Source organism: Mesorhizobium sp. M0410 (assembly GCF_040321435.1).
Lineage (GTDB): Bacteria > Pseudomonadota > Alphaproteobacteria > Rhizobiales > Rhizobiaceae > Mesorhizobium.
In genome coordinates this window covers 252,631-274,969 of sequence record NZ_JAMYRN010000008.1, presented here as the reverse complement: position 1 = coordinate 274,969, position 22,339 = coordinate 252,631, and the positions used below count along the sequence as shown (strand labels likewise).

At 59.9% G+C, this 22,339-nt stretch carries 19 protein-coding genes and 2 pseudogenes; 11 read left to right on the top strand and 10 right to left on the bottom strand.

Going from position 1 to position 22,339, the window contains the following annotated elements; all coding sequences use genetic code 11:
- Positions 1–165: 165 nt before the first annotated feature.
- Complete coding sequence (locus NKI63_RS14595) at positions 166–822, bottom strand: Crp/Fnr family transcriptional regulator (RefSeq protein WP_352705754.1); 657 nt, start codon at positions 820–822, stop codon at positions 166–168.
- A gap of 377 nt (positions 823–1,199) precedes the next feature.
- Between NKI63_RS14595 and ligD the strand changes: the two genes are divergently transcribed.
- Positions 1,200–3,821, top strand: coding sequence for a non-homologous end-joining DNA ligase (gene ligD, locus NKI63_RS14590; RefSeq protein ID WP_352821966.1), 2,622 nt, complete (start codon positions 1,200–1,202; stop codon positions 3,819–3,821).
- Positions 3,822–4,528: 707 nt separating this feature from the next.
- On the opposite strand, the gene NKI63_RS14585 is transcribed toward ligD, so the two are convergent.
- On the bottom strand, positions 4,529–5,485 hold the full coding sequence (locus NKI63_RS14585; RefSeq protein ID WP_352752403.1) for an FAD-binding oxidoreductase: 957 nt from the start codon (positions 5,483–5,485) through the stop codon (positions 4,529–4,531).
- Positions 5,486–5,696: 211 nt separating this feature from the next.
- Positions 5,697–6,554: a LysR family transcriptional regulator gene (locus NKI63_RS14580; RefSeq protein ID WP_352705746.1), complete on the bottom strand. Its 858-nt coding sequence runs from the start codon at positions 6,552–6,554 to the stop codon at positions 5,697–5,699.
- Positions 6,555–6,687: 133 nt separating this feature from the next.
- Here NKI63_RS14580 and NKI63_RS14575 point away from each other — a divergent pair, with 133 nt between their 5' ends.
- The 8 genes and pseudogenes from NKI63_RS14575 to NKI63_RS14540 all read left to right on the top strand — a co-directional run.
- Complete coding sequence (locus tag NKI63_RS14575) at positions 6,688–7,770, top strand: amidohydrolase family protein (protein WP_352752401.1); 1,083 nt, start codon at positions 6,688–6,690, stop codon at positions 7,768–7,770.
- Between the two features lie 11 nt (positions 7,771–7,781).
- Positions 7,782–8,135 carry a Rieske (2Fe-2S) protein gene (locus NKI63_RS14570; RefSeq protein WP_292653661.1) on the top strand — a complete coding sequence of 118 codons (354 nt, stop codon included), beginning with the start codon at positions 7,782–7,784 and terminating at the stop codon, positions 8,133–8,135.
- Positions 8,136–8,248: 113 nt separating this feature from the next.
- The gene (locus NKI63_RS14565; protein ID WP_352752400.1) at positions 8,249–9,856 is read left to right on the top strand and encodes an ABC transporter substrate-binding protein; all 1,608 of its coding nucleotides are present in this window, start codon (positions 8,249–8,251) and stop codon (positions 9,854–9,856) included.
- A 100-nt stretch (positions 9,857–9,956) separates the two neighbouring features.
- The gene (locus NKI63_RS14560) at positions 9,957–11,003 is read left to right on the top strand and encodes an ABC transporter permease (protein WP_352752398.1); all 1,047 of its coding nucleotides are present in this window, start codon (positions 9,957–9,959) and stop codon (positions 11,001–11,003) included.
- Positions 11,000–11,884 (top strand): ABC transporter permease, encoded by an 885-nt coding sequence (locus tag NKI63_RS14555; RefSeq protein ID WP_352821960.1) that lies wholly within the window; start codon positions 11,000–11,002, stop codon positions 11,882–11,884. Before NKI63_RS14560 ends, NKI63_RS14555 begins: the two co-directional genes overlap by 4 nt.
- Positions 11,874–13,505, top strand: a complete 1,632-nt coding sequence (locus NKI63_RS14550) for an ABC transporter ATP-binding protein (protein ID WP_352821957.1) — start codon at positions 11,874–11,876, stop codon at positions 13,503–13,505. The genes NKI63_RS14555 and NKI63_RS14550 overlap by 11 nt, the downstream gene beginning before the upstream one ends.
- 180 nt (positions 13,506–13,685) lie before the next feature.
- Positions 13,686–14,543, top strand: coding sequence for a protein-L-isoaspartate O-methyltransferase family protein (locus tag NKI63_RS14545; RefSeq protein WP_352821954.1), 858 nt, complete (start codon positions 13,686–13,688; stop codon positions 14,541–14,543).
- Between the two features lie 203 nt (positions 14,544–14,746).
- Positions 14,747–14,887 (top strand): annotated as a pseudogene (locus NKI63_RS14540) (aromatic-ring hydroxylase C-terminal domain-containing protein); the annotation flags it as partial.
- 70 nt (positions 14,888–14,957) lie between these two features.
- On the opposite strand, the gene NKI63_RS14535 reads toward NKI63_RS14540, so the two are convergent.
- Positions 14,958–15,431 carry a phosphatidylglycerophosphatase A family protein gene (locus tag NKI63_RS14535; RefSeq protein WP_352752391.1) on the bottom strand — a complete coding sequence of 158 codons (474 nt, stop codon included), beginning with the start codon at positions 15,429–15,431 and terminating at the stop codon, positions 14,958–14,960.
- A gap of 274 nt (positions 15,432–15,705) precedes the next feature.
- Between NKI63_RS14535 and NKI63_RS14530 the strand changes: the two genes are divergently transcribed.
- Positions 15,706–16,332, top strand: coding sequence for a CDP-alcohol phosphatidyltransferase family protein (locus NKI63_RS14530; RefSeq protein ID WP_352754400.1), 627 nt, complete (start codon positions 15,706–15,708; stop codon positions 16,330–16,332).
- Positions 16,333–16,389: 57 nt separating this feature from the next.
- On the opposite strand, the gene NKI63_RS14525 is transcribed toward NKI63_RS14530, so the two are convergent.
- Entirely contained in the window at positions 16,390–17,409 is a 1,020-nt protein-coding gene (locus tag NKI63_RS14525; RefSeq protein WP_352752387.1) for an LLM class flavin-dependent oxidoreductase, read from the bottom strand.
- 184 nt (positions 17,410–17,593) lie between these two features.
- Here NKI63_RS14525 and NKI63_RS14520 point away from each other — a divergent pair.
- Positions 17,594–17,993: pseudogene (locus NKI63_RS14520) on the top strand (type II toxin-antitoxin system VapC family toxin).
- Positions 17,994–18,016: 23 nt separating this feature from the next.
- On the opposite strand, the gene NKI63_RS14515 reads toward NKI63_RS14520, so the two are convergent.
- From NKI63_RS14515 to NKI63_RS14495, 5 genes are all read right to left on the bottom strand, one after another.
- Positions 18,017–18,223, bottom strand: a complete 207-nt coding sequence (locus tag NKI63_RS14515; protein ID WP_352752385.1) for a hypothetical protein — start codon at positions 18,221–18,223, stop codon at positions 18,017–18,019.
- An 18-nt stretch (positions 18,224–18,241) separates the two neighbouring features.
- A complete protein-coding gene (locus tag NKI63_RS14510; RefSeq protein WP_352821949.1) occupies positions 18,242–19,384 on the bottom strand; it encodes a DegT/DnrJ/EryC1/StrS family aminotransferase in 1,143 nt (380 codons plus the stop codon).
- A gap of 253 nt (positions 19,385–19,637) precedes the next feature.
- Positions 19,638–20,561: a carbohydrate kinase family protein gene (locus NKI63_RS14505; RefSeq protein WP_352821946.1), complete on the bottom strand. Its 924-nt coding sequence runs from the start codon at positions 20,559–20,561 to the stop codon at positions 19,638–19,640.
- Positions 20,558–21,004 (bottom strand): RbsD/FucU family protein, encoded by a 447-nt coding sequence (locus NKI63_RS14500; RefSeq protein WP_352705729.1) that lies wholly within the window; start codon positions 21,002–21,004, stop codon positions 20,558–20,560. The genes NKI63_RS14505 and NKI63_RS14500 overlap by 4 nt, the downstream gene beginning before the upstream one ends.
- A 2-nt stretch (positions 21,005–21,006) precedes the next feature.
- Positions 21,007–22,236: an ROK family transcriptional regulator gene (locus NKI63_RS14495; protein WP_352705726.1), complete on the bottom strand. Its 1,230-nt coding sequence runs from the start codon at positions 22,234–22,236 to the stop codon at positions 21,007–21,009.
- Between the last annotated feature and the right edge of the window lie 103 nt (positions 22,237–22,339).

Genomic DNA, 22,339 nt, shown 5'->3' with positions numbered 1-22,339 from the left:
CGCGCCGGTCCTCGCGACAGACCGTGTTGCCGTCGCGGCTGCCGCCGTCGAGACATACGCTCCCTGCCAGGTATGCGGCGCACGACCAGTTGTCCGCAAACGTCGTGTCTCCCAGCGGAAAATTTACTGATGGCCGATGCGCTGCCGCTCGAACAGAGATACCCGTTACCTGAGATACTCTTTATCGAATCCGGCTGTTTCAACCAGCTTCTTGCGGTTGATCACCTCTACATGGCCTGACTTGAAAGAGACGAGATCGGCCTTGCGAAGTTCCCTTAATGTTCGGTTGACGTGAACGGTGGTCATTCCAAGAATGTCGGCCAGTTCGTTTTGGGTAAGGGGACAATCATATCTTCCATGGGCCGACAGCCCAACCATGGAGAGCCTCTCCTCCAACTCGAGCAGGAAATGGGCCGTGCGCCTCATCGCGTTCCGCCGCCCGGTATTCATAAGATGTTCGGCAAGGATGGCGTTCAGGCGGGCCAGGGAGTAGGCGATCTTCTTGCCGAGGCGGCCGTCCGACAAGATCGCCTCTACCAGTTCCTTACTGGAAATTTCATAAACGGCTAGTTCGGTTATGGCCGCCAGTGACGCTAGACGGGGTCCGTCCGCACCACGGAAACCGACAATGTCCCCCCTAAGAGGAGTGTCGATGATCTGCCGTTCTCCGTCCAGTAATCCCTGGTAAAGGATGGCCCAACCCGATTTTACGATGAATATCTCGCTGTTGTCGTCATCCTGGCGGCATATCACCGAATGGGGTTTGTAGATTTTTGCGGTAATACCGAGAAAATCGTCGTTCCCCCACTCGTTCTTTGACAATGTCCCCCCTATGGGATGAGAGCTTATGAACTGCAATAATGTTTGCATGGAGTATCACGAGGTTGCTTCTATTTCCCATCACCTTCCATGTAATCTCCATTATCTCCCGGATAATTTCGACAGAACGACCTCTTACCCTAGGGGCAGGCTGGCCCACTGTCCTCGTCTGTTTGAATGAGGTAAACTGTTGCAAGGGCGGTTAAGCCTCCGAGTATCCACCGTAAGGAGGAGTGCCTGCCGCGTCCTGCAGTTGCGGGATCTTAGGCTACGCCCTTTGGCTCTCTTGCCCGGAATACCCACCTGCCGAAAGATGAGCCGTCGGACAGCGTCCTGCGTGCGCACACCAGGGCCAAACCAAGCGGGAGGGCCGATCAACAATGCAGGTCTCTTTACCGGGCTTGCTGGTGTGCGCGGCTATTTTGGTCGTTGCCTACTATTCCAGGGGAATGCTGATCATAGGCCTGATAGCTTCCCAGGCGTTCGGCGCGACGGCCCTCATGACCCTGACCTTTTTAGGTGGATCATCTCCACTGATCTACACCATGTTTGCGGCCCTGCTCGTCATGGCGGTTACTGCAAGGCGTCGCATCTGGTTCGACCTTGGCAGCGTATTCGGAAGCATCCGCCCTGTTTGGGTTCTCACGAGCCTCATGGCGTACGCAATCATCGGAGCATGGCTGTTTCCAAGATTCTTCGCAGGACAGACCGCCGTCTTCGTACAGTCGAAAACCCGCGGCGCCGTCGTCGAAGCTTCTCTCGCGCCGGTTTCGGGCAACGTTTCCCAGACGGGCTACTTCATTCTTGGCGGGCTCACCGCCATCGCGCTTTGTGCGCTGCTGCTGCACTCCAACAGGATCGATCAGGTCCGCCGCGGCTTCTTTCTGTGGTGCGGTCTGCACACAGGCATGGGGCTGGTCGATTTCATTGGCAAGAACGCTGGGGCGGGAGATTTGCTCTCCCCGATCAGAACCGCGAACTACGCCCTTATAACGGAGGCGGTCGAGGCAGGATTCGTTCGGATCACGGGACCTTTTTCGGAGGCCTCTTCCTTCGCTGGCGTTTCCCTCGCCTGCTTGGCATTCTGCTACACGTACTGGAGAAAGACTAAATCACGCCTTGCCCAGTGGCTGGCAGGCGTCCTGCTCTTCCTGACCATTCTGTCGACATCATCGACCGCCTACGCTGGTCTGATTCTCCTGTGCATTCCGGTCGCCTTCTCGACGTTGCTTTCGGTCCTCAGGGGGAAGGTTCAGCGCGAGGAGATACTGATAACCGCGCTAATGGCCACAGGCGTGGTGGCCATAATAGGCATCAGCCTCTACAATGCCGAGCTCCTAGAACCGTTCGTCAAGCTAATAAACGCCACCATTATCAACAAGGCGGATTCTGCCTCCGGCGAGGAGCGCACCTACTGGAACATCAAGAGCCTGCAATCCTTCCTGGACACCAGTGGCCTTGGCGTCGGTTTCGGCAGTTCGAGGGCATCGAGCTGGCCGATCGCAGTTCTGTCCCAGCTTGGCGTCTTCGGATCGCTCCTGATGACCATCATGCTCGGTGTCGTCGTCCGCGGAATGGGCCGGGTACGCAAATGGGTGGACCCGGAGACCGATGCAGTCGTGACGAGCGTCAGAAACGCTTCCCTCGCCAGCATAGTTGCCGGCTCAGTGTCAGGTGGCGGCGCCGATCCAGGCATTCTCTTCTTCACCGCATTTGCCGTCGTTGCCGCCACGAGGACGCATGCTCGGCGCACCATGGCAGCAAAACGATCAAACTGGCTACTGATCAAGCATAGCGATCAACAAGCTCGCGACGGTGATGGCGAAGCGGTCTTGGCGGAGGCCTCCGGCCGAACTGTGGCGACGATCGGCGCCGGAAAGCGTGCAGGCACAAAACCTTTTGCGATGAGCGGCTTCGCAGCAGGCAGTGGCGGCGTCGTGTGGGACAGTAACCCGGGCGCCCCCAGGGACAAGCGTGCTACCAAAAAAGCAAAGCCGTCCCAGCCCCACCGGAAAGCTGCCTCGCGCACTGCCGAGGCAAGAATGCCGGAGTTCATCGCCCCTCAAATGTGCGAGACCCTGTCCCGACCCCCTGGTGGGCGCGATTGGGTCCACGAGATTAAGCTCGACGGCTATCGAATCCAGCTGCGTGTTCAAGCCGGCGCCGTCACGCTGAAGACGCGCAAAGGCCTGGATTGGACCTATAAGTTTGCGGCAATTGCAAAAGAGGCGTCAAGCCTTCCCGATGTCATCATCGATGGCGAGATCGTGGCGCATGGCGAAAACGGAGCGCCGGATTTTTCCGCCCTACAGGCCGCTTTGTCGCTGAGGAGAACCAATGACCTTGTCTTCTTTGCCTTTGACATGTTGTTCGATGACGCTGGCGAGTTGCGGCAAATGCCGCTCTCCGCCCGGAAGGAGCGCCTGAAACAGATGCTAAGCAATGTTCATCATGGGGAGGGCAGTCAGCTCGTCCGTTATGTGGAACACTTCGCAAATAGCGGTCATGCGGCCCTGCGAGTTGCGGGCATCATCTCGAAGAAGATCGATGCGGTGTACGTGTCGGGCAGAAGCGATGGCTGGGCGAAATCAAAATGTCGGTCTGGCCATGAAGTGATTATCGGGGGGTGGTCATCCACCAACGGCAAGTTTCGGTCGTTGTTGGTTGGCGTCAATCGCGGTGACCATTTCGCCTACATTGGCCGGGTAGGAACGGGCTACAGTAAGACGAAGGTCAAGCAGCTTCTCCCACGTCTAAAGGCTGCCAAGGATAAGACGTCGCCCTTCACCGGCAATGGAGCCCCAAAAGAAGATCCGGCCGTATTTTGGACCAGACCGGAACTTGTAGCAGAAATCGAAATGGCGGGCTGGACACGCGATGGCAATGTTAGGCAGGCTGCGTTCAAAGGTTTGCGCGACGACAAGTCAGCAAAAGACCTGGGAGCCGAGCGCCCCGCCTACGCCGGAACATCGAGGCGCCGAACCCTTAAAAAAGGCAAGTAGTTAAGCCGGCTGGCCGGCACAGGGCTCATGCATAGGAGACGTGCCTCATGGAAGATACCTGATTTGTTGGTTTGGATATTCACAAACAGCGGATTTCGATTGCGGTGGCGGAGAGTGGACGCTCCGGATCTCATGCGATCCGGGTTCTGATGAACGGCTTTTCCGTGGCTCTGTTTGGGCGCTCCAACTTGAGAGCGTAGTCATTGCCTCTATACTAAGGCCGCTACCAACACTTAGGCCTGCCTCAATCCGACGCCGGGAGTCCCCTGCGAGTTGAGGGAAGCGACTATTCAATTGCGAAGCATCGGGTGGCCGCAGGCGGACCGCGCCGGCAAGGGATGATCCAGGAGCTCTTGCCTTCTGTTGTCAGATCGGCTTCCTATTAGTTTGGCGGGACGTCACCTTTCGGCTCGGACAACTTTACGAGTCGGGCAGACATCGTTTGATGCTGTAAGTCACCGAGTTCGCCACCGCATCCGAGTAGCTGCGAAGCCGGCTGGGCTGACCACCACTTGCCTTTGTCGTGGTTGCAAAGGCAGCCAATTGGGCATTCGTTCCCTAGCGATCGTGCACGAGACGATCTCGCTGGTCAAAGTGGTAGGCGGAAAAAGGTTCCGAAACGCTAATCACTTGCGGTTGCAGTAGTATGGCCTGCTCGTGGAACGCAAAGCCTGCCCCGATTTCGTCCCGCGATGCGGATGCGACAATTAGAGATCAAGCCAAACGTCGCCTTGTGGGCAGCTGCAGCACGCCAGGACGTAGCCTGCCGATTTGTCCTCCAAGGTCAGCCCGCCTAGGTCATCCATGACGACTTCGCCGGACAGCTTGGCGATCCGGCACGTACCGCAAACTCCCTGCTGGCAGGCGGTCGGGACGTAGACGCCACATTGGCGCGCCGCTTCGAGCAAGGTCTCTCCAGGCGCGCAGTGATGCGCAATGCCGGAGCGGGCGAAGCGGACCGAAGACGAAATCTCTGAAGCCAGTACCGAACGCGAATTGTTGCCGCCTCCGAAGCTCTCCTCATGATACTGTGAAGGGGCGAGGCCGATCCCATCCAGGCAGCCGCGTGCCGCCTTCATGTAGGATTCCGGCCCACAGGCAAAGACGGTGCGGCTGTGGAGATCGGGAACCAGATTGAGAAGCATCTGACTGTTAATGCGTCCAGTTGGACCCGTCCAGGCTGGGTCTTCCCGACTGCAAATGCAAGTCACTTGAACATTGGGAAAGCGAGCGGCAAGTGCGTCCAGTTCTAGCCGAAAGATGATGTCGTCCGGCGTTCTCGCACTATGAATGAAGCGGATATCCTGGTCGGCTGCGCGGTCGGTAAGTGCCCGCAGCATAGACATGACGGGCGTTATCCCGCTGCCACCCGAAAGGAAAAGGGACTTTCCGTGCGGCAGATCGTCGAGATTGAACGAGCCGAGCGGCCCTTCGATCTCGATCCCATCGCCCGGCTTCAAATTGTCATGCAGCCAATTCGAAACGAGCCCGCCCGGCGTCCGTTTCACGGTGATCTGAAGGTCGAGCGGTCGCGTCGGCGGTGACGAAACGGAGTAGGAGCGCGTCACTGCGGCACCGTCGATCGTAAGGTGCACCAGAACATACTGGCCAGCGCTGAAGCAGAACATCCGATCTGAAACGGGTGTGAGAACGAATGTTTTCACATCGTGCGTTTCGTCGATCACGCGCCGGCAGAGCACAAGTTGCGGCGTGCTCTGGGCCCACTGCCGATGACGCTTCGTCGGGACGAAGCCGGAGGGCCCAAAGGCGGCGTGTGCATTCATCATTCAACTCGGGTTTGAAGTCGAGCCAAGATGCCATTTCAAAACCCGCTTAACAGCCGCGCAATCCTACCTTTATGATCGGCAATTTCGATTAAACTTCCAGTGACATGACCGCCACCTGGAGAGCTCGGATGCCTTTACGAATAATGGGTTCGTGTTTGCGGCGCGCAAGTATCGCGGTATGGACTGGCTGGTGCAGCGTCGGCGCGCCCTCGACGAGGAACGATGGAAGTTCAGCTGTGAACCTGCGCGCATCATCGCTGCGCATGTAGCAGGTGCCGCCCGTTCGCCGCAGCATGATCTCCGCCAGAGTTTCCGATCCTGTCGAAAGCCGGCAGATCGCCAGTTGGGCCAGCAGTTCTGCGTGCGTCTTTTCCAGCACGGCGGTGTAGCCCGGGCGAATGTAGGTTTCAGGGTCGACGTCGGACAGCGTTCTGGCAGCCGTCGAAACCATCACATATTCCTCCACCATCAGATGTTCGTAGGCGATCTCAGGCAGGTAGCGAGGCGCATAAAGGACGGCGATATCCAGATTTCCCATGCTTAGGTCGCTGACCATCTGGTTCGAATAATCCGACTCGACATGGATCGAGGATCTTGGAAGCGCCTGGCACAATGTCTCGACCCATCCGGGCAGGACCGAGCGGGTCATGCCCACCTGTGCGGCGATGCGCAAGGTGCCCTCGAAACGGTTGAATGCTCGCACATCGTGTCGAGCTTGCGACCAGGTCGACAGCAGGGATCTGGCGTAGGCTTCGAACCGCCGTCCGGCGGCTGTCGGCTCAGCACCGGCGCGCCCGCGCTGGAAGAGCTCGGACCCGATCGCGCTCTCCAGATTCTTGATCCGGGTGCTGATCGTCGACTGGGTCAACCCCAGCCGATCGGCGGTACGATTGAAATTTCGCGACTCGATGATGTCGAGAAAGGTTTCGATGTGATCTAGCTGCACGCGACCTCCGATCGAAAAAGTCGATCATATTGCGCAGGATCATAAGCTTGATCAAACAATACTCAAGGCCGAAGCTGCACTCGGTGAAATCGGCCGGCAGATCGACCAGGCTGAAGCTACGGAGCTGAGCAACGTGTTCATAGTCGACTGCGATTGTCACAATTACTGGTCAAGCGCGACCGTGTTGGAGCCTTACCTTTCCGGCCTATGGAAGGACATGTTCGTCGAAGGCGAGAAGACAGGTCCCGTTGGCGCCTTCCCGCATGGCCATCGTCCCTGGTTTCATCCGCAGGACTTCTCCCGCAAGGACGTCCGTCCGAAGACGGAAGCCGACAACTATCTCATCATGAAGGAGAAGCACCTCGACAAGTACAACGTCGATGTGGCGATCCTGACTGGCGATGAGCCGATCGAGGCTTCCACTCTCGCCAATCCCTATTATGCCAGCGCCCTCGTCAGCGCCTATAATGACTACCAGATCGACCAATGGCTGCCGAAGGACGACCGCTTCATGGGCTCGATCATCATCGCGCCACAGGATCCGAAGCTCGCGGCCGCCGAGATACGCCGCCTGGGCAATCATCCGCGCATGGTTCAGGTTCTTGCCTCGCAAGGCTCCGTCAAGCCCTATGGCGATCCGTTTTACCATCCGATCTACGAAGCATGCGCCGAGGTGGGGCTGCCCTTTGCCATACATCTGGGCGGCCATGGCGGCGTGAATTCGACTGCGATCGCTCCTGCGCCGACGACATTCTTCTGGGAGACCCATGCTATCCTGCACATGTCGGCAATTTCGCATGTCGCAAGCATGATTGCGCATGGCGTCTTCGAAAAATGGCCGGACCTCTACTTCGTGGTCATCGAATGCGGCGTCGCCTGGGTGCCGTCGGTGCTGTGGCGCCTGGACGCAGATTACAAAGCCCTACGAAAAGAGACGCCATGGCTGAAGATGCTGCCTTCCGAATATTGCCGGCGCAACATCCGCTTTTCCACGCAGCCGCTGGAGCAGCCCGCAAATATTCAGCATCTCTGGTCCACTTTGGAAGCGATGGACGGGGAAAATACGCTGATGTTTGCCTCCGACTATCCGCATTGGGACTATGACGATGCCAACACGCTGCAACTCCCTCCCGCCTGGAAGAGCAAGATCATGGGCCTGAATGCGCTGGAGGTTTACAAGCGCATCCCCCGCGCGCAAGCGGCGAATGCCGCCTGAGGAAGCAGACAATGCCCGAGAAGACATATATCTGTCGCGTTGACGAGATCGAAACCGGATCTCCCTTTATTGCCAAAATCCGCAGCCTTTCGGTCGGCGTTTTCCGCATCGGAGATTCATTCCACGCGCTGCTGAACGTTTGTCCCCACCGTGGAGCTCCGCTTTGCGAGGGGCCGCAATGCGGAACAACTGCACCGGTCGAAGAGGCGCAATTCATCTATCACCGCGAAAACGAGATCGTGCGCTGCGCCTGGCATGGCTGGGAATTCGACATCAAATCAGGCGCGGCTTTGGTCGATCCGTCCGTTCGCGCGCGCACATTTCCAGTCACTGTCGAGGCGGGCAGCATCTATGTGACGGCCTGATTGAGGTGCGGATTTGAGCAGTCAGAAGAAAGGGTGATCGCAGCTAACAAGCAGATTTCTACACAGGGTGCGTGACGAACAATAACGCGGAAAATCCGCAATGGGAGAGTCAAATGTCAGAATCTGAATACAAGCTTGGTATCGCTCAAAGCCTGATTGGTCGCGGCAAGATTTCCCGTCGCGACTTCATTCATCTTGGGCTGGCCGCTGGGCTGACGCTCACCGCTGCGGACAAGCTCTTCGTCAGCACGGCACGAGCCGAACCGCTGCAGGGCGGCTTCGCCAAGCTCGGCATGGCACATGGCGCAACAACCGATTCGATCGATCCGGCCGGCTACCTGGATACGTTCACACAGACCGCGTTCTCGGGCTCGATGTCCAACAGCCTCACCGAGGTCGACGCGAAAGGCAACGTCCAACCGGACCTTGCCGAGAGCTTTGAATCGTCGGGCGGGGCCAAAACCTGGGTCTTCAAGCTACGCAAGGGCGCAACCTTCCACAATGGCAAGAATGTCACGGCGGACGACGTCGTGGCTTCGCTGCGCTATCATATGGGCGACGAAACCAAATCGGCGGCGAAGCCGCTGCTTGAGCCCGTCGCAAGCATCAAGGCGGATGGCCCGGAGACGGTTGTCTTCACGTTGAAGAGCGGCAACGCCGATTTCCCCTACATCATGAGTGACTACCATCTGGTCATCATGCCGTCCAAGGACGGCAAGGCGGATTGGGGATCGGGCGTTCGCACCGGAGCTTTCGTGCTCGAGAATTTCCAGCCCGGCGTTTCGGCCAAACTCAAGCGCAATCCGAACTATTTCAAGAACGGCAAACCCTATCTCGACGAGGTGGAGTTCATCGCCATCACCGATCTCGCCGCCCGCATGGCCGCGCTGTCGACAGGGGAGGTGGACTATATTGGCCGCGCCGACCTCAAGACCCTCGGCATGTTGAAACGCAATCCCAAGGTGGAGATCGTCGAGGTCACCGGCTATGGCCACTATACCTTACCGATGAATGTCACGATGGCGCCGTTCGACAATCCAGACGTCCGAATGGCTTTGAAATGGGCGATCAACCGTCAGGAGATCGTCGACAAAATCTTTCTCGGTCACGCCACCGTGGCCAACGACAACCCGATCGCGCCGGCGATCAAATTCGCCACCAATCCGCAGCCGCAGCACAGTTTCGATCCGGAAAAAGCCAAGCATTACCTGAAAAAGGCAGGAATGGAAAAACTGAAGGTGGACCTCTCGGTCGCCGATGCCGCTTTTGCAGGCGCGGTGGATGCGGCTGCGCTCATCCGCGAGACGGCAGCCCAGTGCGGCATCGACGTAAACGTCGTGCGTGAGGCCGAGGACGCCTACTGGGACAATGTCTGGCTCAAGAAACCTTGGTGCGCTTCGTATTGGAGCGGTCGCGCGACAGCCGACTGGATGTTCACGCAAGCCTTTGCCGCAGACTCCAGCTGGAACGAGTCGTTCTGGAAGAATCCCCGCTTCAACGAATTGCTTGTCCAGGCGCGCGCCGAAACGGACGAGGCCAAGCGGGCGGCAATGTATGCCGAGATGCAGCAACTGACCCATGATGATGGCGGCAGCATCGTGCTGGTCTTCAACAATTTCGTCAGCGCCAAATCCAGCAAGCTCGCACATGGCGAGGTGGCGCCGAACTGGGAGAACGATGGACTGAAGATGGCCGAACGCTGGTGGATTGCCACTGCGTGAAAGTGCGGGCCGGACCCGCGATGGCTATTAGGCTCCGGCTTGCAACCGCGTGCCCTGACTGGTGTGGCAGGGCGGCGGCAGCAACGGGAAACGCGTACCCATGAACCCCGTCGCAAGAACGGTTCTGCAGCGGCTTGGCCTCGGCCTGGTCACGCTGTTCATCGTGTCCATCATTATCTTCTCTGCGATTGCAATGCTGCCGGGCGACTTCGCCAAGGCGATGCTCGGGCAATCCGCGACACCCGAAACGGTCGCCGCCTTCCAGCGAGAAATCGGCATCGACCGTCCGCCTGTCGAGCGCTACTTCGTCTGGGTCGGGCAGATGCTCCACGGTGATTTCGGCTCTTCATTCGCCAGTCGCACCGGGTACCGGCGTACCGTCGCCGACATCATCGCGCCACGCCTCTACAATACGATGTTCCTTGCATCGATGACCGCGCTGATTGCAGTTCCGCTAGCCCTGGGACTGGGCATCCTCGCTGCGCTCTACCGCAATGGCTGGTTCGACCGGCTGGTGAACGCAGTGACGCTGACAACGATTTCGTTCCCGGAGTTTTTCGTCGCCTATATGCTTGCCTATCTCGTCATCTCGCGCGACACGTTCATCGGATCCGAGTTCGCACAATCACTGCCACACTGGCTTGCGGTCTCATTGAACTGGATACTCAATGCAGTTCCCAAGTTCCCGACATTGTCGAATGTGAACGACCAGACGCCGTTCTGGGAGCATGTTTGGAGAGTAGCCTTGCCGGCGATCACGCTTACGCTCGTCATCGTCGCCCATATGATGCGCATGACACGAGCGGCGATCATCAACATGCTGGCAAGCCCCTATATCGACATGGCGCGTCTCAAGGGAATGTCGCCCATGACAATCGTACTCAGGCATGCGTTGCCCAACGCATGGGCTCCGATCGTCACTGTGGTGGCGTTCAATCTGGCTTATCTCGTCGTCGGAGTGGTCGTGGTCGAAGTGGTGTTCGTCTATCCCGGCATTGGTCAGCTGATGGTTGATGCGGTCAAATCCAGGGATGTTCCGGTTGTCCAGGCCTGCGCCCTGATTTTCGCGGCGACCTATATCCTCCTCAATCTAACAGCCGACATCATTTCCATCGCCACCAATCCCAGGCTCCTGCATCCACGATGACCAGCTACGAACCCGTCGCTCAGGTTCACAGGCTGAGGCGCTCGCGCGGCACCCGGGCCAAAACGGCACTGAAGAAGGCACCCTTCAGTGCCTGGTTCGGCATCCTCGTGATCATCGGCTATGTCATCGTTGCGGTCTTCGCGCACTGGATCGCCCCATATGGCGAAACGCAGGTCTTCAGCGAAGCCTTCGCACCGTGGAGCCAGCAGTTCAAATTGGGAACCGACCAGCTCGGCCGCGATATGCTCACACGCTTGATTTATGGTGCGCGCAACACCATCGGTATCGCCGTCGCGACCACGCTGCTGTCCTTCGCAGTCGGCGTCTCGCTAGGCCTTCTAGCCGCATTGTACCGAGGATGGCTCGACCAGATACTGTCGCGTGCGGTGGACGTGTTGATGTCGATCCCAAGCCTGATCTTTGCCCTGGTGCTGCTTTCGATCTTCGGCTCGTCGATCACCAGCCTGATAATCATCATTGCGCTGCTCGATTCTACCCGTGTCTTTCGCCTCGCACGCGCTGTCGGGCTTAACGTGGCAGTGATGGAATACGTCGAAGTGGCGCGATTGCGCGGTGAAGGCCCGAAATGGATCATCGCCAAGGAAATCCTTCCCAACGTGATGCCCCCGCTGGTCGCGGAATTCGGCTTGCGATTTTGCTTCGTATTCCTCACGATCGCGGCACTGTCCTTCCTGGGCGTCGGTATTCAGCCACCGACCGCCGATTGGGGATCGATGGTGCGCGAGAATGCGACCCTGATCACCTACGGCGACGTCACCCCGCTGCTGCCGGCCGGCGCGATTGCCCTCCTCACGGTCTCCGTGAATTTCGTCGTCGACTGGTTCCTCCACGCAACAAGTGGGTTGCGGGATGAAAAATAGCGCCCCCGGATTGCGCGAAAAAGGCAAGCATCTGCTTCAGATCCGCAATTTGCATGTGGAGGGTTTCTCGGACGAGCGGTGGCATCCCATTGTCCGCGGGGTCGATCTGGCGCTGAAGCGGGGGGAGGTTCTTGGCCTGATCGGCGAGTCAGGCGCCGGAAAATCCACCATCGGCCTCGCCGCGATGGGTTACGCCAAGCCGGGCTGCCGGATCACAAAGGGCTCGATCCTGTTCGACGGTATCGATCTTCTGGCAATCAGCGAAACAGGACGTCGCCGCCTCCGAGGCTCGCGCATCGCCTATGTCGCGCAAAGCGCCGCGGCCTCTTTCAATCCAGCCCACCGACTCCTCGATCAGACCGTCGAAACTGTGGTGGCTCATGGGATTGCCAGCCGAGAAAAAGCGAACCGGAGTGCGGTCGATCTCTATCGCCGTCTTCAGCTTCCAGATCCGGAGACCATCGGCTTTCGCTATCCTCATCAGGTTTCCGGCGGACAGTTGCAGCGGGCTATGACCGCGATGGCGATGGCTTGCCGTCCGGACCTCATCGTCTTCGACGAGCCAACGACGGCGCTCGATGTGACGACACAGGTCGAAGTTCTCGCCTCCATTCGCAACATCGTGGAGGAATTCAACACCGCTGCAATCTATGTGACGCATGACCTGGCGGTGGTGGCGCAAATGGCGGATCGCATCATGGTTTTGCGCCATGGACTTACCGTGGAGGAGGCAGAAACGCGCCAGATGCTCGCCTCGCCCAGCCAGGAATATACCAGAACGCTCTGGGCCGTGCGCAAGCTCGCAAAGCCCGAAGTTCCGGCCGATGACTATCTGCTTACGATAGACAACGTCACGGCGGCCTACGGTCGGGCGGTCAAGGTGCTCCAGGATGTGTCCATCAAAGTTCCACGTGGAAGAACAGTGGCCGTGGTCGGCGAATCCGGTTCCGGGAAATCGACGCTCGCCCGCGTCGTTACCGGCCTGCTGCCACCGCTTTCGGGGTCGATTTCCTTTGCCGGCCAGACCCTTTCCAAGACCCTGAAGACGCGCCCAAAAGAGATCCTGCGCCGCATACAGATGATTTATCAAATGCCCGACAACGCACTTAATCCGCGCCAGACGGTCGAAGAAGTCATAGCTCGGCCGCTTGAGTTCTACCTTGGCCTGCAGGGTGCGCAGAGGGACCGGCGGATCGACGAACTCATGCACATGGTCGAGATGAGCGAAACTTACCTTGACCGTCTGCCGGCCGAACTATCGGGGGGTCAGAAGCAGCGCGTTTGCATCGCTCGGGCCTTGGCCGCCGACCCGGAACTCGTTATCTGCGACGAAATCACGTCCGCGCTCGACCAGATTGTGCAAGAGGAAATCCTGAAGCTGTTAATGCGGCTTCAGCGCGACCTCGGCATGAGCTACATTTTCATCACCCATGACATTGCCACCGTGCGGGCCATCGCCGACGAAATTGTGGTCATGCACCAGGGTAAAGTCGTTGAGCAGGGATTAAAGAGCGAAATTCTCACGCCGCCGCATGCCCCCTATACCGAACGGCTGTTGTCCTCCGTGCCGGAAATGGATCCGGACTGGCTCACAAGGCTGCTCGCCAGCCGGAGGATGTGATCGTCGGGCAGAGTGTTCTTCCATATCGCCACGATTTATAGCTTCGCGGTGGGCGCTGGGCGAAGCAGCGCTCGATCGCACAGCGCGCAGCACCCGTCCATACGAGGACGGCGAGCCTTTGCCGCCGTTCGGCTTTCTGAAACGATGATTGAATACGCGCAATTCGGGAGCCAATAGTCCATGCCAACACAAAGCGATGCTAGTGAAGCGCGCCGGTGGTTTGCCGAAGACCTGCGTGTCTCGTCACCAGTCTTACACAACCCTGCTGTCATCGAGGCCTTCGCAAAGGTTCCGCGCGAATACTACCTTGGCAACGGGCCATGGCGTATCCATTCGAGATTGCAGATCGGGGCGGTCCATACCAGCCCTTCAGCCGCACTTCATGAGATTTACCACGACGTTCTGGTCTCACTTGACGAAAAACGCGGATTAAACAGCGGTTTGCCGTCGCTTTGGGCCTTGGTTTTCGACCATGTGAACATCGCTCCCGGCCAGACCGTCCTTCAGGTAGGCGCCGGTGTCGGCTATTTCACCGCCATCCTCGCTGAACTGACGGGTTCTGAAGGACGCGTGATTGCCTATGAGATCGACGAAGAACTCGCCCGGCGCGCGCAAAGCAATCTTGCTCATTATGCCCATGTCGAAGTGGTATCCGGTGATGCAACGCAGGCAGTTGATCTGCCGGACCTCGATGTCGTTGTCGCCTTTGCCGGAGTGACGCACGTGCCGGAACGGTGGCTTTCAAATTTGTCCGACGCTGGCCGGATGGCGCTGCCGTTCACGGGCGAAGACCAACGAGGCTTCATGATGCTTCTGGAAAGGGCTGGCGATACCTTTCCCGTACGATCACTTGTGCCATGCGGGTTTTACCCCTGCAGCGGAGCCAGGCGCAGTGACGAAGAAAAGGCCTTGATGGCCGCCCTCAAGGCTGCGCGAGGCAAGGTTACCCGTCTCGCGCAATATCACCGAGGGCGACAAAAAAATGGCAGCGAGAACGCTTGGTTGGTGACCGACACATACTGGATTTCGAAAGCCTAGAGATCGATGTCGAACTTGCGTGTCACCGTCGTAGCGTGCGGCACGGCATTCCACGAACGATCTATACCATCGGGAGCGGTCCGAAACATCATTGCGTCCTGAGTTTCCCCGATCCGCGCGTGCGGATTGCAGGCGCGGTCCTGGCCGGCTGCAGCACAGGCTTTCTCTTGTCCGACGACTGACCAGACCCACGCGGGGTTGAAAGCGGCGGTGCTGTCTTGGTCAGGCCGGACGGCTTTGTCGCGTGGCGGTCATCGCACGGCGTGCCTGATCCCGTACAGGTGCTGATCGAAACACTTGACGGGTTTGGTTTCCGCACGCAGGCACACGAACACCATCGGTGAGCGCGCGGATACCTCCTGCGTTCCGCCGCGCCGATGGGCCACCGTGGCCTTGGCAGACCGAATGTCGCCATTACCGCAAATGGTCAATCAAACCGTTCAGCAGGAGCAGCAACGCCCCAGCGACGACAGCCGCGGCGGCATCGTCCAGCATAATGCCGGCCCCACCCCTTACCTTGTCGTGCATGATACGGATGGGCCAAGGCTTGACGACGTCGAAAAACCGGAAAGCAAGGAAGCCTGCTGCCCACCAGAGTGGGTCGATCGGAAGCATGGAAAGTGTCACGGCGGCGCCGAAGGTCTCATCGATGACGACGATCTGTGGATCCTCCGTCCCGGTACGGGAGATGACATGCGACGACGCCCATACGCCGACGGCGAACAGGGCCGTATAGGCAAGCACGGTCAGCCAAGGCGATGCAGGTATCAGAGCTGCGGTAACAGCCACTCCAACCATTGCGCCGGCTGTGCCCGGCCATATTGGAGATAATCCCGCGCCAAGAGAGGTCGCGAGCAGGTAGGCAAACTTGGGTGAGAATTTATGCATCGAGTTTCGGCCGGCTTCCGACGGATGGCAAGCAATCATAGTCACATCGTTCGGGTGCGGCCGCCAGACCGCCGGTCGATTTGCTCCGTCAGCTTGGCGAGCGCCTTAATCCGCCGGCCGCATCCGCCAAAAAGAAATCGCTGTTGCGGCCGGTTGAGAACGTTGCTGAGCCAGTTCTCCGTCTGCGTTGACCAAGTCGAACGGTAGCGACGGTGGAACAAACCCGCAAATTGCTGGTAAAGCTCGGTGAAACGACATCGTCAGAGGAGCCGCCATGATCGCCGGTCTCATGAAAAGTCGCATCGACCCGCTATGGGAGCAGGCCGCTTCTCCGCTGATCGGGATCGGCATGACGCCGAACCAGGTTACGGCCAGCGGGCTCGTGCTCGTCGCTTTGTCCTCGGCGGCTTACGTCTACCACCATTCAAGCCTTGCCTTCGGCCTTTGCCTGGCGTTTGCCTTCACCTTCGATGCGCTGGACGGTGCGGTCGCCCGCCGGACAAATATGAGCACCAAGGCCGGTGGCTATTTCGATGCCGTCGTCGACCGCTATCAGGAATTGGCCGTCTTTGCGGCTATCGGCTGGGTCGCCGATCTGTGGGCGATCGCAATGTTCGCGTTCGCCGGCGGGATACTCACAAGTTACGCCAAGGCGCGGACGGCGCTGGAAATCCCTGTGGAAAACCATGGTTGGCCGGATTTCTTCGAGCGGATGGAACGTCTGGTTTTCATTTGCGTGCTGCTCGCCGCCGACGGAGTCGCGGCCGCCCTGGGCGCGGCATCGCCCTGGATTCTGGCGGGTGGGTTCGCGCTTTACGCAGTGCTGGCCAACGCCACAGCGCTGCAACGGATCAGTCGCGCATTCGCGATGCTGAAACGAGCCGACGGAAAGCAGCCGTGAGACAGCTAGAACGCAAGCATTGTATCGACCGCCGTGCTTTTCCAACAAAGTTGCGCGTCAGCGCCAGCCCAAGCCAGGGGCGACATGGGTCAGGATCGCCTCGATGACGTGGGCATTGTAGTCGACGCCGAGCTGATTGGGGACGGTAAGCAGCAGCGTATCGGCCTCGGCGATGGCTTCGTCGCCCTTTAGCTGCTCGATCAGGACGTCCGGTTCGGCGGCATAGGACCGGCCGAACACGGCGCGTCTGTCTGCCTCGATGTAACCGAAATGATCTCCGCTTTGGTTGCCGCCGAAATAGGCCCGGTCGCGATCGTCGACCAAAGCAAAAATGCTCCGGCTGACCGACACCCGCGGCTCGCGCGTGTGTGCGGCCGCCTTCCAGGCCTCACGAAAAGCCCGGATCTGTTCGGCCTGCTGGATGTGAAACCGCTTTCCCCCCTCATCGAATTTGAGCGTGGAGCTCTGCAGGTTCATCCCCAGTTTCGCCGCCCATTCGGCGGTGGCGTTTGTGGCGGCGCCCCACCAGATGCGCTCGCGCAGGCCCTCCGAGTGCGGCTCGACGCGAAGCAAGCCAGGCGGGTTGGGAAACATCGGCCGCGGGTTGGGCTGCGCAAAGCCTTTGCCTAGCAACACTTCGAGCAGCACTCCGGTGTGTCTGCGGGCCATGTCGGCATCGCTCTCGCCCGCTTGCGGGGCGTAGCCGAAGTAGCGCCATCCCTCGATTACCTGCTCCGGCGAGCCGCGGCTGATGCCCAGCTGCAGACGCCCTCCGGCGATTAGATCGGCGGCGCCGGCGTCCTCGGCCATATAGAGCGGGTTCTCGTAACGCATGTCGATCACCGCCGTGCCGATCTCGATTCGTCTGGTCTTCGCCCCAACCGCTGCCAGCAGCGGGAAGGGCGACGCGAGCTGGCGCGCGAAGTGATGCACGCGGAAATACGCGCCGTTCGCACCCAGCTCCTCGGCCGCGACGGCCAGCTCGACGGACTGCAAAAGCGCATCAGATGCCGTCCGCGTCTGTGATTGCGGCGAGGGCGTCCAGTGCCCGAACGAGAGGAAACCAATCTTCTTCATGAAATAGCCAGCCTAGAGGAAAGACAGGTGCAGACTATGCTTCGACGCGGAGCAAAGCACTTCAAAAATGTTGCCCCAACGGCACTCTTCAAAGCCGCTCCGGCCGATTTGGGGTGAGGGCAGGCGACGAGTTTGGCAATGCAGAAGCACAATATGCGACCCGAAAATGGACGCGTGGCGACGTGTGACGCTGGTCGACACCAACGTTCTGCTCGATCTTGTCACCAATGAACCGACTCGGCGGATCGATCGCCCAGCTTGAGGCGCAAAGCCTGAATGGCCCGTTATTGATCAACGATGCTGTCTATGCAGAGCTTGCCGTCCGATACGAGCGCATCGAGGATCTCGACGCCTTTGTTGATGAAGCTGGTCTCGAAGTGGCTCCTATGCCACGGGCAGCACTGTTCCTCGCGGGAAAGGTTTTTACGCAGTACCGGCGATCGGGGGGATTGCGCACCGGCGTGCTGCCTGATTTCTTCATCGGTGCTCATGCCGCCGTCAATGGGCTGCCGCTACTCACGCGCGATGTTGGCCGCTACCGTACCTACTTTCCGTCGCTCAAGCTGATCACACCGAACTCGTGAATAGCCCGCCGAAATAGGGTCCGCTAGGAAGGCGCCGCGAATGCGAGCACTATCGCGATGATGATCAACAGCGGCCCCATCCATTTAAAATGGGTTCCAAAGTTCGTCCACCATGCCTGCCGTTGGCCGGGGCGAGCTTGAGAGGGGTCCAAGAAAAATCCGAAGCCGACGCCAGCCATCCACAACCCGGTGCAGAACATGATGAACTCGTCGATGTAATCCGCGACCACGCTTCGAAGCTTTCGAATTTATGCCGCCGCTACATGCGCCGAATTCGAGCCGATATAGTTACGGATCGTTTCGATGATCCGGTCCTGGTCAGCCTCGCTCAGATAGGGATGCATCGGCAGGCACAGGATGCGCTTCGGCAGCTCTTCCGAAACGGCAAGGCCGGTCGGGGTGCGCGGATAATCGCGATAGGCAATCTGGCTGTGCAGCGGTTTCACATAGTAGATGACCGACGGAATGCCCTTTTCACCGAGATGTGCCTTGAGCCCGTCGCGTTTCGGCGTTTCGATGGCGTATTGCGCCCAGGCCGAGCGGCCGCCGCCCAGATTGCGTGCCGCCTTGACGATATCGCCGAGACCTTCGGCATAGCGATTGGCGACCGCTTGCCGCGCCACCATCTCGTCCTCGAGGATGGCCAGCTTCTCTATCAGGATCGCCGCCTGAAGCGTGTCGAGCCGTGAATTGATGCCGACGCGGACATTGTCGTATTGCGTTTCGCCTTTGCCGTGAAAGGCGAACGAGCGCAGCTGTTCGGCCAGCGCATCGTCATTGGTGAACATCGCACCGCCGTCGCCATAGCAGCCGAGCGGCTTTGCCGGATAGAAGCTGGTCGAGCCGACGGTGCCGAACGAGCCGCACATCTTGCCGTCGGCCGAGCCCCCGGTCGCCTGCGCCGCATCCTCGATGACCATCAGGCCTTCGCGATCGGCGATGGCCATGATCGCCTCGTAATCGGCGACGAGGCCGAACAGGTCGACGGGAATGATTGCCTTCGGCCTCAGCCGGCCTTCCGCCTTGATCATGGCGATTGCCGCCTCGAGGCTGGCGGTGTCGATATTGTAGCTGTCGGCATCGACATCGACGAACACCGGTTCGGCCTTGGTCAGCGCCACCACTTCGGCCGTGGCGGCAAAAGTGAAGCTCGGCACGAACACCGCGTCGCCCGGGCCGATGCCGGCGGCAAACAGCGGCAACAGCAGCGCATCGGTGCCGTTGGCGCAAGCGACCACGTGCTTGGTGCCGATATAGGCGGAGAGCTTGTTTTCGAATTCGGTGACCTGAGGTCCGAGGATATAGCGGCCTTCGTCGACGACCCGGTCGATTGCCGCTTTCAGCCTGTCGCGGATGCGTTCGCGCTGCGCGCCAAGATCGATGAACTGCATGTCGGCCTCAAACGGTTTAGTCAGATAACCGGCCGCTGGTAGCAGACTTGGCACAGCCGAGAAAGCCGCGGGGCAAAACCCTGAATTGCTCAAATGTCGCAGCCTGTTACCACTGACTTCCGACCTGCCCTCTTAAACGCGGGGAAATCCGGGCTTCGGCCGGCTCGATATGGACCTTCACAGCCCGTCCCGCCGGGTCGACGAAACATAAAGTGATCGCGGCAGGCAGGTCCTTGAGCGTGTTGCCAGCCGGTCAGGCGATTTCATGCCGCCACGGCGGGTTGGCGCCGGCCCGCGAGACCGTCACAGCCGCGGCTTTCGCGCCGAGCGTCAGCGTCTTATGGATGGCTTCTTCCGGCAGGCCGGCGATGGCCGTCTTCGACAACAGGCCCTGTTCGTGCAAGGAGGCAAGGATGCCGGCATTGAATGTGTCGCCGGCGCCGACCGTATCGACCACCTCGACCTTGTCCGGCACGACCGTGACCCGGTGCCGGCTGCTGTAACCGACCGCGCCCTCGCTGCCGTGGGTGACGACGATCAGCTTCGGACCGCGGTCCAGCCAGTTGCGCACGACGTCCTCATGCGAGCCGGCTTCGCCGAACCAGTTCAGATCCTCGTCCGACAGTTTCACGATGTCGGCCATCGCCATCATGCCGCGGATGCGCCTGAGGTGCTTGGCGTTGTCGGGAATGAAGTTTGGCCGGATGTTGGGGTCGAGCATCATCACTCGGCGCTCATGCTCGCGTCGCATGAACTCTTCATAGGCCGACCCGGCCGGCTCCGAGATCAGGCTGATGGCGCCGAACAGCATGGCCTCGATCTCGCTGCCGAGTTCCGGCAGGTCCTCGATGGTCAGCATGCGCCCGGCGGTGTTCTCGTCGTAGAAGGTGTAGGTCGCCTGGCCGTTGTTGAGCCGCACGAAGGCGAGCGTAGTCGGGCGGGGCGAGGTGTGTGCATAGGTGGAACTGACCTTGCTGGCTCCCAGTGCCTCCCTGAGCTGGCCCCCGAACAGATCCGACGACAGGCCGGAGAAGAAGGCAGCGGGCGCGCCGAGCCGGCCAAGCGCAATTGCCGAGTTGAAGACGGCACCGCCGACATAGGGCGCAAAGGCCGACTCGCCCTCCGTCGTGGTCCGCGGCAGCATATCGATCAGGGCTTCGCCACAGCAGAGGATCATGAAGTCTTGCTTTCCGGCGGATAGATCACGCCCTTGCGAATGATGATGTTGGCATAAAGCCGCGGCTCGCTCGTCGCGACGATCGCGTGTGCGGCCTTGACCCGTGCATAAAAGTCGGCGCCGGCAAGCGCAACCACCTTGCGGCCCGGCGCACGCCTGGCGCAGATCGCTTCCATCTCATGGTGAACCGGATCGGCGAGCAGGGGATCGCCTTTGGCCGAGGCGCGAAACAGCGCCTGCGGCACGGCGTCGTCGACCGGCAATACGCTCAATACCGCATCGAGCACCGGGACGAGATGGTGACCGTCGGCGCGGATCAGCCGCTGTGCCTGCTGCTCGGCCGGGTAGTTGCCGTCGACCAGGGCGATCTCGTCGCCATGGCCCATGGCGCGCAATATCGCCAGAAACTCCGGGCCGAGCAGCGCCGGGATGCCGATCAGCATGCTCAGAAGCTCCGGGAAATCGTGGTCGAACCGATGAGGAAGCGCTCCGACAGCGGCAGACTGGCGCCACCCAGCGCCCGCGCATGAATGCCGACGGTTCCCTCACGAATGGCCGGCAGCCTCAGGCCCTCGCCGTCGATCCGGCCGATCGCCTGGATGACGGCATCGACAAGCCGACTGCGCACGGCAAGCGGCATCCACCCGTCGATCACCGCGGCTTCGAAATCAATGACGGAGGACGCCGAAACGATGGCATAGGCGAGCGCCTGCGAGGCGCTGGCGATCCAGTCGTCGAGCTCGGCGCCGATCTCGCCCCAGTCCCCCGGTGATGTCCACAGATGCGAGGCCTCGATGCCGCGCGCGTTGAGCGCCTTTTCCAGCATGGCGATCGACGCCACGTCGATCAACTGCGTCGGCTTGCCGTCCGGCCCGGGCACCGGCATCGAGCCCAGCGCGCCGGCATTGCCGGTTGGGCCGCCAAACAACCGGCCGTTCAGCACGATGCCGCCGCCGGCAAAGGCGCCGATGTAGAAATAGACGAAATCGCGTGCCGCACCTGCCGCGTGACCGAACACGAGCTCGGCACCGCAGGCCGAGGTGGCATCGTTCTGCAGATAGACTGGAAATTCGCATTGCGCCTGGATGTCGGCGCGGATGTCGCGATGGCGCCATTCGTCCATGATTTCGCGCGGCGCGCCCGCGGTATCGGCCCAGTTCCACAATTCGAACGGCATGGCGATGCCAAGCCCGGCAATGCGCTTATCTTGCGCCGGGGTGAGCTCGCCGCGCATCTTGTTCATGCCGCCTGTGACGAATTCCACCGTCTCGCGCGGGGCAGGGTAGCGGTAGGAATGCTGCAGCATCGAGCGTACGTTGCCGAGGAAATCGATCAGCACCAATTCGGCGCTGCGGCGGCCGATCTTCAGGCCGATGAAATAGGCACCGTCGGGATTGAGCGCCATGGGTATCGAGGGCTGGCCGATCTTGCCGCGCAACGGCGCCTGGCGGACGAGCAGGTCGTCCTCCTCCAGCTCGCGCATGATCACCGAGACCGTCTGCGCCGAAAGGCCGGTCATGCGTGCAATGTCGGATTTGGCCAGGCTGCCATGCTGGCGCACCAGCGACAGCACCAGCCGCTCATTGTGGTCCCGCATGCCGCTTTGATTGGTGCCGCGGTGCAGACGGCTTTCGGCCGCATTGGGCGAACCGTGCCTCGTAACGCCGGTCTCCACCCTGTTCCTCCGTCGTTTCCCCTCAATGCTTTTGGTCTAGAGTGGGTGAACAATCCTGCGTTGTCAATAATAAATAAGAGTGATTTAATTATTGACAGTGCTG

What these genes read in the sequence shown, in the direction of transcription:
- ligD (WP_352821966.1), top strand. Translation starts at nt 1,200, where the DNA reads ATGCAGGTCTCTTTACCGGGCTTGCTGGTGTGCGCGGCTATTTTGGTC.
- NKI63_RS14570 (WP_292653661.1), top strand. Translation starts at nt 7,782, where the DNA reads ATGCCCGAGAAGACATATATCTGTCGCGTTGACGAGATCGAAACCGGA.
- NKI63_RS14565 (WP_352752400.1), top strand. Translation starts at nt 8,249, where the DNA reads ATGTCAGAATCTGAATACAAGCTTGGTATCGCTCAAAGCCTGATTGGT.
- NKI63_RS14560 (WP_352752398.1), top strand. Translation starts at nt 9,957, where the DNA reads ATGAACCCCGTCGCAAGAACGGTTCTGCAGCGGCTTGGCCTCGGCCTG.
- NKI63_RS14555 (WP_352821960.1), top strand. Translation starts at nt 11,000, where the DNA reads ATGACCAGCTACGAACCCGTCGCTCAGGTTCACAGGCTGAGGCGCTCG.
- NKI63_RS14550 (WP_352821957.1), top strand. Translation starts at nt 11,874, where the DNA reads ATGAAAAATAGCGCCCCCGGATTGCGCGAAAAAGGCAAGCATCTGCTT.
- NKI63_RS14545 (WP_352821954.1), top strand. Translation starts at nt 13,686, where the DNA reads ATGCCAACACAAAGCGATGCTAGTGAAGCGCGCCGGTGGTTTGCCGAA.
- NKI63_RS14535 (WP_352752391.1), bottom strand. Translation starts at nt 15,431, where the DNA reads ATGCATAAATTCTCACCCAAGTTTGCCTACCTGCTCGCGACCTCTCTT.
- NKI63_RS14530 (WP_352754400.1), top strand. Translation starts at nt 15,706, where the DNA reads ATGATCGCCGGTCTCATGAAAAGTCGCATCGACCCGCTATGGGAGCAG.
- NKI63_RS14525 (WP_352752387.1), bottom strand. Translation starts at nt 17,409, where the DNA reads ATGAAGAAGATTGGTTTCCTCTCGTTCGGGCACTGGACGCCCTCGCCG.
- NKI63_RS14510 (WP_352821949.1), bottom strand. Translation starts at nt 19,384, where the DNA reads ATGCAGTTCATCGATCTTGGCGCGCAGCGCGAACGCATCCGCGACAGG.
- NKI63_RS14505 (WP_352821946.1), bottom strand. Translation starts at nt 20,561, where the DNA reads ATGATCCTCTGCTGTGGCGAAGCCCTGATCGATATGCTGCCGCGGACC.
- NKI63_RS14500 (WP_352705729.1), bottom strand. Translation starts at nt 21,004, where the DNA reads ATGCTGATCGGCATCCCGGCGCTGCTCGGCCCGGAGTTTCTGGCGATA.